Genomic DNA, 12361 nt, shown 5'->3' on the forward strand with positions numbered 1-12361 from the left:
TCAGGCGACCGGCTCATAGTAGCCAACCCGGAAGAGGGTGCCGTTCTCCTGCGAAAGGAAGACACTGACCGTGTACTGGGTCTTCTCGTCCGGGCTTTCCGCCGTCAGGATGGTTTCGCCTTCGCGACCGGTTTCGTCGGGCTTCAACACCAGACCGTCGCGGGTCATCGCCTGACGGTGAAAGGCGATGACCTCCCCCCGGGGCATCGGCGTATTGGCCATGATCGAACCGCCCTTTCGGATCCCGTTGGAGAAGGGGAAGTTGACGATCACCCGCGCCCCGGGCGGCATTCTGACGAAATCGGGCAGGCTGGCGGCGATGTCCGGGTTGGTGATGGCGAAGCTGTCGGTGATCGACCCGGTTCCGTTCGCCGCCCGCGCGTCGCCCGGGGTCTCTCCCTGACCGGCCCCGGCCGAAGTGACGGTGTCGGCCATGCCGGACGCTCCGCCGGCCTCCGCGTTCAAGGTCGCCTCCGGGGCCGACGGGCCACACCCGCCGACCGAGAGGGCGAGGACTGCAACCGGAACCATGAGGGCGGTCAGGGGCGGACGAGCGATGCGAAACAGAGGTGTCATGGGGGGACCTTCGTGTCGGAAAGGATGGGCGGCCGGGGCCTATCGGTCGGCGAGCAGCCGTGTGACCGTGGCGGCGATTTCGGGATCGCGCCGGATCAGGTTGCCGTTCCAGCGGTCGAGCGGGGTGCCGTCACAGTAGGACCAGAAGCCGATGAACCCGCTGCGGTCGCGCGGCACGTTCATCTGAAACCGGCCCCAGTAGTGGCTGCCGTCGCGGGCCGTGTCGCAGCGCTGGTCGGACATCGCCTGATGCCAGTAGCCCTCGATCCGGTCGATGCCGTCCGGTCCGTCGCTGCCGGCCAGCCGGGCGCCTTCAAACCGGCCCTGGCCGACGGCATAACGTCCGGCGGCGCCGTCCGCGTCCCAGCGATCCAGAATGACGTCCTGAAAGTCGGACGCATAGACGTTGCCGATCACCTCCGGCTCGAACGCGGTGACCTTGATCTCGCGCTCAAGCGGGGGGAGGGGGGCGGACGGGGCATCCCCGGGGACGGTTTCCGCGTCGGCAGAGGCATGGCCGGCGGCGGCCGCCGAGCCTGCGGGCGCGGCGGCGACGGGGTCGGTCCCGTCGCCGTTTGCGGCCTCGCCGTCTGACCGGCTACAGCCCGTCAGGGCCAGCGCGAACAGCGCCAGACCGACCAGGGGTATGGAGGGGCTGGTCATGACCTTGACCTGTCCCGCCCGGCTCAAAACAGCCGTCCAATGCCTTCGCGAATCCGGTCCTGGGTCCGGCGTTCGACCTCGTCGCTGGCGGCGCGAACCGTCCGGTCCACCACGCCCGGCAGGGGTTGGCCGGCGGCGGGCGGCCGGGCGCCGGTGCCTGGAGCGGTTGCGTCGCCAGCCCGTGTGGTGGTCGCGGCTGCGCCTGCGGTGCCGGCGTTGCGCAGATCGGCGTCCACGGCCGCGGCGATCTGCGGGTCACGTCGAACGAATGTGCCGTTCCAGCGGTCAAGCGTTGTGCCCTCGCAGTGGCCCCAGAAGCCGATGAATTCGTTCCGGTCCCTTGAGAAATTGAACTGGATCTGGCCCCAGTAATAGGTGCCGTTTTTCTGCGTCGAACAGGCCTGTGCAGCGGCGGGCTGGTACCAGTAGCCCAGGATCCTGTCGATGCCTTCCGGGCTGTCATTTCCGATCTCGCGAATGCCGTCAAAGCTGCCGCTGGCCTCTGGTGTGGCTCCGACATAGTGTCCGGCCGCGCCATCGCGGTCCCAGCGGTCCAGGGTCATCGTCCCGAAATCGGTATCGTAGATATTGCCGATCACGTGCGGCTCATAGTCCGTGCGATAGCGGGGCGTCACAGCGGCAGGCGGCGTCGCGGGTGTGTTGGCCGAGGCGGCGGCCTGTCCCGCCGTGCCGGTGGTCCCGTCTTCCATTCCGCTGCTGCCCCAGTCCGACGGTCCGAGGTAGCGGGCCGAGCTGACCTTGCCGGCCCAGTCGCCCATGTCGCTGATGCGGCCCTGGATCACGCGGCAGGTCCCGGCATAGTTGGCGTCCAGACAGACTTCCCAGCGCCCTTCGGCGATCATGCTGGCGGCCTTGTCGTTGAACTCGCGGCTGGACAGATTGCCGACGCTGCGATCCAGCCGCAGGGACGTCCCGGTGAAACCGTTCCGACTGAACAGTCTCAGGCTGGGCGCGTTCTGGGCCATGGCGGTTCCCGCCAGCAGCGGCAGCGCAGCGGCAGCCGCGACGCAGGAAAGTTTCAGGACGGTCTTCATCTCGGCTTACCTCGATAGGGTGGGTTCTCCTGGTCAAACGGGATTGCTGGTTGAACCCGGACATCTTGCTGTCAGTGCTGCGTGGTTGGGAAACGCGGCAACAGAAATTTCCTTTGGGCGATGACGGCTTGCAGTCAGGCGGGACGCGGCCGACCACTTGCGCTCGGACTCAAGTGCCGTCTGGCGCCGACCCTCGTTCTTCCGGGACTGTCACGTCGGAGTGCCGGGCTTGTATCTGACAAACATCGACAGGTTTCATCGCGGGTGGTGACCCGACTGGCCTTGGACGACTTGCCACCAAAGGAGGTTCCGGGGGCCAGCGGCCTGTTCAACCTGATGTGCAACCTCGGTGGCACCGTAGACCTCGCCTTGATCGACACGATGATCTACGGCCGAGCCCCTATACTGGGTCGACAGATTGTGTAGCGACTGCAAGCGGTAGATCAGGCGGGAGATGTAGAGACAGCTCAGCCCGTCGGAATCCCGGTCTCACTTTTTTCGAGCCGGATGGGGCAACCCATCGACGCAGCCAAGACCGCGGCGCTTTTCCCCCTTGCCGAGAAGCTGGCTCTGGTCCGCGCCATCAACGAGGCTGGGCTGTTGGTCGCGATCCTAACGGTGCTGGCGCTCTGTATGGTGCAGTACTATCCGCCACCTTCGGCTTCTCGATTTTTTCTGATCGTCGGCAGCGGATGCTTCGGACGAACCGCGCGACGGGCAAGCTCCAGCTGAGCTCAGGCGCTATGAGACCTGTGCGGCCAGTTTCACTGCGTCTGCGCCGGCCGGGATGCGAAATGGCGAAGATGCATCGGTCACTGCTCGCCAGACCGACTCCGCAACATCGGTCGCCGTGGTGACTTCGGCGGGCTGCTGGGGCGCTGCGGAGAACATTTCCTTGGCCCAGGCGGCATAGGCTTCGGGTATGCCGTTCTGCGAGCTGGCACGAGCGGTCGCACTGAATGCGGTCTCCGGAGCGCGTCCGGGAATGACCAACCGCACGCGGATTCCGAACGGCTCCACCTCTAGCGTGAGGTCTTCGCTGAACGCCTCCACGGCGGCCTTGCTGGCCGTGTAGGCGGACAGCATAGGCAAAGGCTTGAGCGTCACGGCGGACGATACGTTGACGATGACCCCCGACCTTTGCTCGCGAAAGCCGGGGAGTACGGCTTGCGTCATCGCCATAACGCCGAACGTGTTCAGTTCGAAAAGCTGGCGCGTCGCGTCGATCGACACGCCCTCCAGCGCGCCCATCAGGCCGGCGCCCGCATTGTTGACAAGGGCGTCGATCGGGCCGGCTTCCTCCACAGCGCGGGCGATGCTGGCAGCGTCGGTCACATCGAGAGCCACGACCCGTAGACGTTCGGATACGGGTAGGACGTCCTCACGGGGCGTGCGCATCGTGGCGATGACGGTCCAGTCGCGATCGAGGAAATAGCGGGCCGTCTCAAGTCCGAAGCCGGACGAACTGCCGGTGATGAGGATCGTGTTCATTTAATAGCTCCTGGAGTGGTGGGGCAGCGTGACGATTAATGCAGTGGGGCGCGTCAGTATGAGCGAGCCGGAATGGGGGCGGCTTACTTTGTCTCGACGTTGCCTTCGGGCGCCGCATCGGCTTCCAGCGCTGCAACCGCCCCGACCCAGGCGAGATCGCCGGGGTAGAGCGCGCTTCGGAGGAAGGCAGTTGAAAGGCGCTGGATGGCGGAGACTCGCTGGGGTCGTTCGTCGGTCGTCTCACGTGCCTCGTATCCGGGGATTCCGCCAAGCGCATGTTCGCCACCAAAGGCCGTGAACAGCGCCTTGGGGGACGGGCTTAGATCGTAGGCGTCGCGCCACCAGTCGGCCCCGCGTGTCGAAAGCCTGCCCGTGTCTTGATCGCCCACGACGATCAGGGTCGGCGGTGTCATGGTCGAGAAGTCAGGGTGCATGAACGGAAAAATACGAGATGCCTGCTCGGTAAGGTCATTGCCGCTGCCGGGCGCCGCGAGCAACACGCCTGCCTTTATGCGGGCATCCCGCTTGTCGACCAGCGAGCCGTCGTCAGGATCAGGGTGGGTGACGCCGAGCAAGGCGCCGGCGGTCTGCCCACCCCAGGAATGACCGGCAACCGCCATGCGCGAGCGGTCGAGCCGTCCCCGGATCATCGGCGCCTCGCTTTCGATGCGATCGAGCCCGTCAAGAACGACCGCCAGATCTTCTTCCCGGAAGCGCCAGAGCTGCTGGCGGCGAGGATCCTCTGGCGCGAGCCCGAGCGTTCGCGAGTCGAGGTGCGTCGGTTGGATCACGACAAAGCCGTGCGCCGCCCAATAGTCAGCGAGGGGGCCGTATGCGTGAAGCGACTGACCGTTGCCGTGTGAAAAGATGATGACGGGCAGCGCGTCGCCCGCGATCGGGGCGGACACCCGAAGGTGCAGGTCGACGCCTCTGCCCGGTGACGTCAAGACGATGGGCGCGATGGAGACGACAGCGGATGGGCCGGCTGGGGCGACCGAAGTTGACATGAGGCGCGTACCTTCGAACTATCAAGCGGATCGATGTTCCGCTACGCTTTAATGCGGATCATTGATCCGTTTATCAAGGGGGAAAGCGAGAAATGGTGTCGGCCAAGTCCCGGAATAGTTTTGAGATCGGGTCATTGACGGTGGGCGATACCGGGACACCCCCGCCGCGCATGCGCGCCGATGCTCGCAGGAATGAGGAAGCGGTTTTAGAAGCGGCCAAGATCGTGTTTGCCCGTTCGGGGGTCGATGCCCCTATCCGGGAGATCGCGACACAAGCCGGTGTCGGGCTCGGGACACTCTACCGACGTTTTCCAACTCGTGCCGATTTGGTGGCGGCAGTGTTCCGTCGTGAGGTCGATGCGTGTGCCAACGCGGCGGAGTCGCTTGCAGCAGAACACGGGCCCGCCGAGGCGCTGGCGGGTTGGTTGATGCGATACACGCGCTTCCTCGGGACAAAGCAGGGTCTCGCGGCTGCGCTTCACTCAGGCGATCCAGCATTCGCAACCCTGCCAGACTACTTCCGGAGCAGGTTCGAGCCAGCGTTGTCGATACTGCTGGATGCTGCCGCCCTCAACGGTGAGATACGTGACGACATTGCGCCCTATGATCTGCTGCGCGGAATCGGCAACCTTGCCGTGGCTTCAGGCAATGATGGGGCCGCGCACACCGAGCGGATGGTCATGCTTTTGCTGGATGGCCTGCGCTACGGCGCGAAGAAGTCGAAAAAGACAGGATAGCTACGAGACCGGATCTCCAACACGCGATCCTAGGGGATGTTGAACGTGACATTGCCGCTGAGAGACGGTTCCAACCAGCACTGGCATCTCCACCGCAACGGTCAGGCCTTGACGTTGACAGGAGGTGAAACTGAGACCTTCAGGAGTTTCGAACGAAGTTGCAATGTCGCGTTTCAGGTAAGGCGATGATGTCTGATCCTGGCGCATTGACGACGTTGGCTGATGACTGAGATGACGGTATCATCTCCGTAGGATTGCCAGATTGTCGGTATGGAAGCGTCGGTATCTTGAGCGGGATCGACTTCGGGATGGCTGGGCTTTGCGGAACCAGCATTGTGGTGCGCCTGCCGATAGACAGCGTCATCACTCAAATTTTATTGGGGTCAAATTCTTCTTTGTTTTCATCAGGCTCATCCCAGTGGCCGTATGGCTGACGGCATGTTCTAGCGGTCGAAGAAAAGGCGCTGATAAATCAGCGCCTTCCAGTCGCATGAATAATAGAGTGGGAGTGAGGGGGCGGCATGCGAATAGGGCCTCTGGCGAGGGCGCTCGTTGATGAAGGGCCGACGTTAGCAGTTGGGTTTGGACAGGGCGATCCTGTAGCCGTGCGGTGGCAGATGTACGGGTGAGGCGGATGGCGGTGTTGGCTAAGCCTTGTTGGAGATCCGTCTTTTGGCAGACAGAGACTTCTGCGTTGTCAATGGATTCCCACTTTGACTGCCTGTTAGTTTGTTCCGACCGCCGTCCGTAATAGTGGCGCTCAGTGCAGTCGGATCCTTCTGGCTCAGGGCCATGAAGGGTGTCTTAGTGGCGACAGGAGCCAAGGTCAGAGCAGAGCAGACGATCAAGCGCGTGAACGGACCCCAAGCGTTGCGCCCTTCCAACCGTACCAAGCCACCACCGCGAAGCAGACGGCGGGCAGCAGGAAGGCGACGTTGGCGCCATAGAGATCGGCGATCTTGCCCATGGGCCAGGGCAGCAGGACGCCGCCGCCGATGGCCATGACCATCAGGGAAGACGCCTTCTTGGTGCCGGCGCCGAGGCCGGTCGTGCCCAGGGCGAAGATGGTGGCGAACATGGTGGACATGAAGAAGAAGACGGCCAGCAGGGCGATGGGCGAGACCTTGTCGATGCCGGCTGCGACGATCAGGGTCAGGACCACATTGATCAAGCCGTAGGTGGTCAGCAGGACGCGGGGCTTGATCTTCAGCAGCAGGGCGGTGGCGAAGAAGCGACCGACCAGATAGCCGATGGCCGCGAGCGACAGCATGAAGGCGCCTTGCTGCGACGTCAGACCCTGCCAGTTGTGGGTCACCAGATTGATGAAATAGGCGCCGATGCCGACCTGGGCGCCGATATAGAGGGCCTGGGTGATCACGCCGGCGATGAAGTGCGGCTGCTTCGAAAGGGGCAGGGCGGGGGTGTCGCCTTCCGCCGCGCCGCCGTGGTCCGACAGGCCGGTCTCCGGCAGGCGGGCGCGCCAGACGGCGATGGCGAAAAGGACCACGCCGACGGCGATCAGGCCGTAGACAATCTGAATCGAGCGCGTCGCGCCGCCCAGAGCCTGGGTCGTCGTCGGGCTGAAGAAGACCGCGCCGCCGATCAGCGGGCCGAAGAAGACGCCCAGGGCGTTGAACGACTGGGCCAGGTTCAGCCGCTGCGAGGCCTTGGCCGGATCGCCCAGGACGTTGACGTAGGTGTCGGCGCTGGTTTCAAGGATGCACAGGCCGGCGGCGAGAACGAACATCGAGCCGACGAAGGGCAGGAAGGCGCCCGCGCCCGCCGCCGGGATGAACAGCAGGGCGCCGATGGCGGTGACCGCTAGGCCCGACACGATGCCGAACTTGTAGCCGCGCGCGTGCAGCAACATGCCCGCCGGGATCGACAGCAGAAGATAGGCCCCGAAATAGGCGATCTGCAGCCAGGCGCTGTCGGCCTGGCTGATGCTCAGCGTCTCCTGGAAATGCTTGTTCAGCACGTCCAGCAAGCCATAGGCCAGGCCCCAGATCAGGAAGCAGGCGATGGCGAAGGCCAGCGGACCCTTCAGGTCGCCGACGGGTTTGGCAAGGCCTCCGGGCGTGTGGGCGGCGTCGGTCTCGATGACCATGGGATACTCTCCTGGATTTCCTCGGGGGCCTAGCCGTCTTGCTGCGGCTTCGGCGGAGTGGGGCTAGATGCGGTAGATCGCCTCGGCGTTGGCGGCGAACAGGTGGTCGCGCTCGTCGGCCGAGAAGTCGGCCGTGATCGCGTCGAAGGCGGAATAGAAGGCTTCGAAGCTTCCGTGGACGCTCTCGACCGGGAAGTCCGAGGCGAACATGGCCCGCTCGGTCCCGAAGATGTCGATGCACTCCAGCACGATCGGACGGATGGTTTCGGGCGTCCAGGCGCGGTCGGTGATGCCCAGGCCCGAGATCTTGATCGAGACCTGGGGCTGGGCGGCCAGCAGACGCAGACCGATCCGCCAGCGCTCCATGCCGACGTCGTTGCGATCCGTCGGCAGGCCGGCGTGGTTGACGATCATCGGGATGTCGGGGTGGCGCGCGGCGATGATGGCGGCGGTCGCCATCTGCGACGGATAGAGCTGCAGGTCGAACGACAGGCCGTGGCGGGCCAGTTTGGCGAAGCCCGCGACCCATTGCGGATCACGCAGCAGGTCGCGGTCGGTATAGGTCCTCAGCGGATCCTCGTGCCAGCAGACGATCTGGCGCACGCCGCGCACGTTCGGACGCGCGGCATGGGCCTCCAGCAGGGCGTCGAGGTCGGGATCGAGCAGGTCGGCGCCGGCGACGATGGCGTGCGGCCAGCCTCGGTCATCGGCGAGGGACTGGAGCCAGTCGGTCTCGACCAGTTGCCGGCCCCTAGGCTGGCCGGCCTCGACGTGGACGATTTTGTCCACGCACCAGCCCGCCGTATCGGCCAGATAGTCGTCCAGCAGGTAGTCCTTGTGCGCGATGGGCGACATGTCCCCCGCCGGATTGTTCGGCAGGGGATCGTCCTGAATCCAGCCATAGCGCGCACGCGACAGGTCCCACAGGTGGACGTGGCTGTCGACGATGCGAAGATCCGAAGCCATCCGCGCGCCCTAGTACGTCGTGCGTCCGCCGGACGTGTCGAACGTCGAGGCGGTGGTGAAGCTGCATTCTTCGGAGGCCATGAAACAGACCATGGCGGCGCTTTCCTCGACCTCGCCCAGGCGGCCCATCGGGATCTTGGAGCGCATGTATTCGACCTGGCTGGGCGGAAGCTGTTGCAGGATCGGGCTTTCGAAAGTGGCGGGGGTCAGGCTGTTGGCGATGACGCCCTTGTCGGCCAGTTCCTTGCCCAGCGACTTGGTGAAACCGATCACGCCGGCCTTTGAGGCGGAATAGGCGCTGGCGTTCGGATTGCCTTCCTTGCCCGCGACCGAGGCCACGTTGACGATGCGGCCATAGCCGTTGGCCAGCATGAAAGGCACGATGGCGCGCGAGCAGTAGAAGACGCCGTTCAGATTGATGTCGACGACGCGCTTCCAGCTGTCGATCGGGAACTCATGCACCGGAACCGTGGCGCCGGTGATCCCGGCCGAGGCGACCAGGATGTCGATCCGGCCCAGCGCCTTGTTGGCGTCTTCGGCCGCCGCAGCGACGGCGTCCGCGTCCGACACGTCCAGCGCCGCGACGTGGATCGCGCCGACCTCGTCCGCCGCCGCCGCCAGCGCATCGGCGTTGAGGTCCCACAGCACCACCTTGCCGCCCTCGGCGACGATGCGGGCGGCCGACGCCTTGCCCAGGCCCGAGGCGCCGCCGGTGACCACGGCCGTGCGGCCCGCGAAACGCCCCTGATAGGCGCTCATCGCTTCCACTCCACGAAGGTCTGGCCCTGTTCACCGAGCTTCTGGATGCCCAGGCGAACCGTATCGCCCGGTTTCAAGTAGAGCGGCGGTTTCTGGCCCAGGCCGACGCCCGGAGGGGTACCGGTGGTGATCAGGTCGCCCGGCTCCAGCGTCATGAACTCCGAAAGATAGGAGACGATCTCGGCGACGCCGAAGATCATGGTTTTGGTGTTGCCGGTCTGCATGCGTTGGCCGTTCAGGTCCAGCCACATGTCCAGGTCCTGAACATCGCCCACCTCGTCGGTGGTGACGATCCAGGGGCCGACGGGACCGAAGGTGTCGCACCCCTTGCCCTTGTCCCAGGTGCCGCCCCGCTCGGTCTGGAAGGCGCGCTCCGACACGTCGTTGATCAGCACATAGCCGGCGACGTGATCCAGCGCCTCATCCTGGGTGACGTAGGTGGCGGGCTTGCCGATCACGATGCCCAGTTCGACCTCCCAGTCGGTCTTTTCCGAACCGCGCGGAATGATCACGTCGTCGTTCGGTCCGTTCAGGCAGGTGATGGCCTTGGTGAAGACAACGGGTTCGGCCGGGATGGGCAGGTTGGATTCGGCGGCGTGGTCGGCGAAGTTCAGGCCGATGGCGATGAACTTGCGGCTGCCCTTGACGGGCACGCCATAGCGGGGCTGGCCCTCGACGAGGGGAAGACTGGTCGGATCGATGGCTTTCAAGGCCGCGAGCGCCGGTCCGTACAGCTGTTCCGGGGTGATGTCGGCGACGACGCCCGACAGATCACGAATGCGGCCCTCGGCGTCCAGCGTGCCGGGTTTCTCGTCGCCCTTGGGACCATAACGCAGCAGTTTCATAAGGGGCTTTCGTCTTAGCGCACGTAGGGGCGATGAAGGGCGATGTCGCGGTTCAGCTCGACGCCGAAACCTGGCGTGTCGGGCACTTTCAGGCGGCCGTTCACCGGCGTCGGCTCGCCGATCAGCTGGGGATGGAACATGGGCACGACCTTGTCGGCTCCGGGCGCCATCATCAGGAACTCGGCGAATGGGCTGTTATGGCGCGTGACCACGAAGTGGTAGCTGTAGACCGAGGACCCGTGCGGGATCATCAGCACGCCCTTGGCGTCGGCCATGGCGGAAATCTTGATCAGTTCGGTCACGCCGCCGCACCAGCCGACGTCCGGCTGGATGATGTCGCAGCATTCCATTTCCAGCAGCATGCGGAAGCCCCAGCGGGTGGCCTCGTGCTCGCCAGTCGTGACCAGCATCCCCTTGGGCGCGTTCTTTTTTAGCGTCTGATAACCCCAGTAGTCGTCGGGGCTGAGCGCTTCCTCGATCCACTTCAGACCCAGTTTGTGCGCCTCGTGGGCCAGGCGGGTGGCGTAGTTCAGGTCCAGCGCCATCCAGCAGTCGAACATCAGCCAGAAGTCGTCGCCGCAGGCGTTCCGCATGGCCTCAAGCTCGGCCAGGTTCTTGTGCAGGCCTTCCTCGCCCTCGGCCGGGCCGTGGTGCAGCGGCATCTTGCCGCCGATGAAACCCAGTTCCTTGGCTTTGTCCGGACGCGCGCCGGTGGCGTAGAAGGTCAGCTCGTCACGCACGGCGCCGCCCAGCATGGCGAAGACCGGCTCCTGACGCAGGCGGCCCAGCAAATCCCACAGGGCCAGATCGACGCCCGAGATGGCGTTCACGACCAGCCCTTTGCGGCCATAGTACTGGGTCGAGAAATACATCTGATCCCAAATCTTCTCGACCTCGGTCGGGTCTCGACCTTCCAGGAAACGAGCCAGGTGCTTCTCGACGATATAGGCGGCGGGCTCGCCCCCGGTCGTCACCGCGAAGCCGACGACGCCGTTCTCGGCCTCGATCTCAACGACCAAGGTGCCCAGCACATTGATGCCGAAGCTGCGGCGGCTCTGACGGTATTCGGGATATTTCGCCATTGGCGTGGCGATATGGTCGTCGATCCAGTGGCCATCGCCCTGGTCATGATAGTCGGCGCCGCCGCCTGCGCCGTCATTCTTCACGACGAAGGCGCGAACGTGCTTGATCTTTGGAAGGCGGCTCATTGAGGCATCACCGACGTCTGGTGATTTGCTCCCATCATGCGGGATTTCACTGGCTTTCCTCCGTGCGGCGCGTCAAACTCGATCCCGTTCCGCGGACGAGCTTGCGTGTTTTGCTACATTCTGAGAATGAGGATTACGAAATGGGACGAGTGACGTCAATCAAGACCGTGCAGGTCGATGGGGAAGATGAGGTCGGGACCAAAGCGTCCGGCAGTCAGACGCTGCTGCGCGGCCTGGACGTGATCGACGCCCTGATGGACGGCTCTCTGCCTCTGGCTGAGTTGTCAGAAAAACTGGACCTGACCCGCAGCACCACGCACCGCCTGGCTTCCGCCCTGGTCGATCGTCGCCTGCTCTCGTTCCGCCCCCGCGAAGGCTATAGCCTGGGCCCGAAACTGCTGGAACTGGGCCACGCCGCCAGCCAGCAGATGCATCTGCCCCGCGTCGCCCGTCCATGGCTGGAGCAACTGTCCGCCCAAACCGATGATACGGTCCATCTAGGCGTCCTCGATGGCCGTCATGCCCTTTATCTCGACAAGGTCGCCGGCCGGCGCCGGATCAATATCGGCTCCCGCCTGGGAGAGCGGCACCCGATCGCCTCGACCGGTCTGGGCAAGGCCCTGATTCTCGACAAGTCCGAGCCGGAATGGATCGACTTTTATGCGCCTGAGGGCGCGCCCTATGATTCGTCGGCCCGCGCCGTCTGGCTGGAGCGGATGCACGCCTATGCCCAGAAGGGCTATGCTTTCGACCTGGAAGAGAACGAGGACCAGATCCGCTGCGTCGCCGCGCCGATACGCTCGGTCGACGGCCATATCGTCGCCGCGCTCAGTGTCTCTTCGGCCGCGCAGTATATGTCGGACGCCCGCATGGCCGAGCTGACCAAGACAGTCACCGCCGCCGCCAACGCCATCAGCGCCGACCTCGGCTGGCAGCCTAAACCCTGA

The 12361-nt window shown here is 64.7% G+C and carries 13 protein-coding genes; 3 read left to right on the forward strand and 10 right to left on the reverse strand.

The window, feature by feature from the left end:
• The 3 genes from AC07NC_RS00435 to AC07NC_RS00445 are packed head-to-tail and all read right to left on the reverse strand — an operon-like array spanning nucleotide 1 to nucleotide 2294.
• Complete coding sequence (locus AC07NC_RS00435; protein WP_494568241.1) at nucleotides 1-576, reverse strand: hypothetical protein; 576 nt, start codon at nucleotides 574-576, stop codon at nucleotides 1-3.
• 39 nt (nucleotides 577-615) lie between these two features.
• Entirely contained in the window at nucleotides 616-1239 is a 624-nt protein-coding gene (locus AC07NC_RS00440) for a hypothetical protein (protein WP_494568242.1), read from the reverse strand.
• A gap of 23 nt (nucleotides 1240-1262) precedes the next feature.
• Entirely contained in the window at nucleotides 1263-2294 is a 1032-nt protein-coding gene (locus tag AC07NC_RS00445; RefSeq protein ID WP_494568243.1) for a beta/gamma crystallin-related protein, read from the reverse strand.
• A gap of 507 nt (nucleotides 2295-2801) precedes the next feature.
• Between AC07NC_RS00445 and AC07NC_RS00450 the strand changes: the two genes are divergently transcribed.
• Nucleotides 2802-3026, forward strand: a complete 225-nt coding sequence (locus tag AC07NC_RS00450) for a hypothetical protein (protein ID WP_494568244.1) — start codon at nucleotides 2802-2804, stop codon at nucleotides 3024-3026.
• 9 nt (nucleotides 3027-3035) lie between these two features.
• On the opposite strand, the gene AC07NC_RS00455 is transcribed toward AC07NC_RS00450, so the two are convergent.
• The gene (locus AC07NC_RS00455) at nucleotides 3036-3785 is read right to left on the reverse strand and encodes an SDR family oxidoreductase (protein WP_494568245.1); all 750 of its coding nucleotides are present in this window, start codon (nucleotides 3783-3785) and stop codon (nucleotides 3036-3038) included.
• An 83-nt stretch (nucleotides 3786-3868) separates the two neighbouring features.
• Nucleotides 3869-4693, reverse strand: a complete 825-nt coding sequence (locus AC07NC_RS00460) for an alpha/beta hydrolase family protein (RefSeq protein WP_494568246.1) — start codon at nucleotides 4691-4693, stop codon at nucleotides 3869-3871.
• A 191-nt stretch (nucleotides 4694-4884) separates the two neighbouring features.
• On the opposite strand from AC07NC_RS00460, the gene AC07NC_RS00465 reads away from it, so the two are divergent.
• Nucleotides 4885-5529 (forward strand): TetR/AcrR family transcriptional regulator, encoded by a 645-nt coding sequence (locus AC07NC_RS00465; RefSeq protein WP_494568247.1) that lies wholly within the window; start codon nucleotides 4885-4887, stop codon nucleotides 5527-5529.
• An 844-nt stretch (nucleotides 5530-6373) separates the two neighbouring features.
• On the opposite strand, the gene AC07NC_RS00470 is transcribed toward AC07NC_RS00465, so the two are convergent.
• The 5 genes from AC07NC_RS00470 to rhmD form a co-directional block, all read right to left on the reverse strand.
• Nucleotides 6374-7636 carry a sugar MFS transporter gene (locus AC07NC_RS00470; RefSeq protein WP_426025418.1) on the reverse strand — a complete coding sequence of 421 codons (1263 nt, stop codon included), beginning with the start codon at nucleotides 7634-7636 and terminating at the stop codon, nucleotides 6374-6376.
• Between the two features lie 63 nt (nucleotides 7637-7699).
• Nucleotides 7700-8602 (reverse strand): amidohydrolase family protein, encoded by a 903-nt coding sequence (locus AC07NC_RS00475; RefSeq protein ID WP_494568248.1) that lies wholly within the window; start codon nucleotides 8600-8602, stop codon nucleotides 7700-7702.
• Between the two features lie 9 nt (nucleotides 8603-8611).
• On the reverse strand, nucleotides 8612-9361 hold the full coding sequence (locus AC07NC_RS00480) for an SDR family NAD(P)-dependent oxidoreductase (protein ID WP_494568249.1): 750 nt from the start codon (nucleotides 9359-9361) through the stop codon (nucleotides 8612-8614).
• A complete protein-coding gene (locus AC07NC_RS00485; protein WP_008261529.1) occupies nucleotides 9358-10206 on the reverse strand; it encodes a fumarylacetoacetate hydrolase family protein in 849 nt (282 codons plus the stop codon). Before AC07NC_RS00485 ends, AC07NC_RS00480 begins: the two co-directional genes overlap by 4 nt.
• 14 nt (nucleotides 10207-10220) lie before the next feature.
• Entirely contained in the window at nucleotides 10221-11414 is a 1194-nt protein-coding gene (gene rhmD / locus AC07NC_RS00490) for an L-rhamnonate dehydratase (RefSeq protein WP_447941572.1), read from the reverse strand.
• Nucleotides 11415-11554: 140 nt separating this feature from the next.
• On the opposite strand from rhmD, the gene AC07NC_RS00495 reads away from it, so the two are divergent.
• Nucleotides 11555-12361 carry an IclR family transcriptional regulator gene (locus AC07NC_RS00495; protein WP_366559052.1) on the forward strand — a complete coding sequence of 269 codons (807 nt, stop codon included), beginning with the start codon at nucleotides 11555-11557 and terminating at the stop codon, nucleotides 12359-12361.

The organism is Brevundimonas sp. GW821-FHT10A07 (assembly GCF_059415785.1).

What these genes read in the sequence shown, in the direction of transcription:
- AC07NC_RS00455 (WP_494568245.1), bottom strand. Translation starts at nt 3,785, where the DNA reads ATGAACACGATCCTCATCACCGGCAGTTCGTCCGGCTTCGGACTTGAG.
- AC07NC_RS00440 (WP_494568242.1), bottom strand. Translation starts at nt 1,239, where the DNA reads ATGACCAGCCCCTCCATACCCCTGGTCGGTCTGGCGCTGTTCGCGCTG.
- AC07NC_RS00465 (WP_494568247.1), top strand. Translation starts at nt 4,885, where the DNA reads ATGGTGTCGGCCAAGTCCCGGAATAGTTTTGAGATCGGGTCATTGACG.
- AC07NC_RS00495 (WP_366559052.1), top strand. Translation starts at nt 11,555, where the DNA reads ATGGGACGAGTGACGTCAATCAAGACCGTGCAGGTCGATGGGGAAGAT.
- AC07NC_RS00480 (WP_494568249.1), bottom strand. Translation starts at nt 9,361, where the DNA reads ATGAGCGCCTATCAGGGGCGTTTCGCGGGCCGCACGGCCGTGGTCACC.
- AC07NC_RS00485 (WP_008261529.1), bottom strand. Translation starts at nt 10,206, where the DNA reads ATGAAACTGCTGCGTTATGGTCCCAAGGGCGACGAGAAACCCGGCACG.
- AC07NC_RS00450 (WP_494568244.1), top strand. Translation starts at nt 2,802, where the DNA reads ATGGGGCAACCCATCGACGCAGCCAAGACCGCGGCGCTTTTCCCCCTT.
- AC07NC_RS00445 (WP_494568243.1), bottom strand. Translation starts at nt 2,294, where the DNA reads ATGAAGACCGTCCTGAAACTTTCCTGCGTCGCGGCTGCCGCTGCGCTG.
- AC07NC_RS00435 (WP_494568241.1), bottom strand. Translation starts at nt 576, where the DNA reads ATGACACCTCTGTTTCGCATCGCTCGTCCGCCCCTGACCGCCCTCATG.
- rhmD (WP_447941572.1), bottom strand. Translation starts at nt 11,414, where the DNA reads ATGAGCCGCCTTCCAAAGATCAAGCACGTTCGCGCCTTCGTCGTGAAG.
- AC07NC_RS00470 (WP_426025418.1), bottom strand. Translation starts at nt 7,636, where the DNA reads ATGGTCATCGAGACCGACGCCGCCCACACGCCCGGAGGCCTTGCCAAA.
- AC07NC_RS00475 (WP_494568248.1), bottom strand. Translation starts at nt 8,602, where the DNA reads ATGGCTTCGGATCTTCGCATCGTCGACAGCCACGTCCACCTGTGGGAC.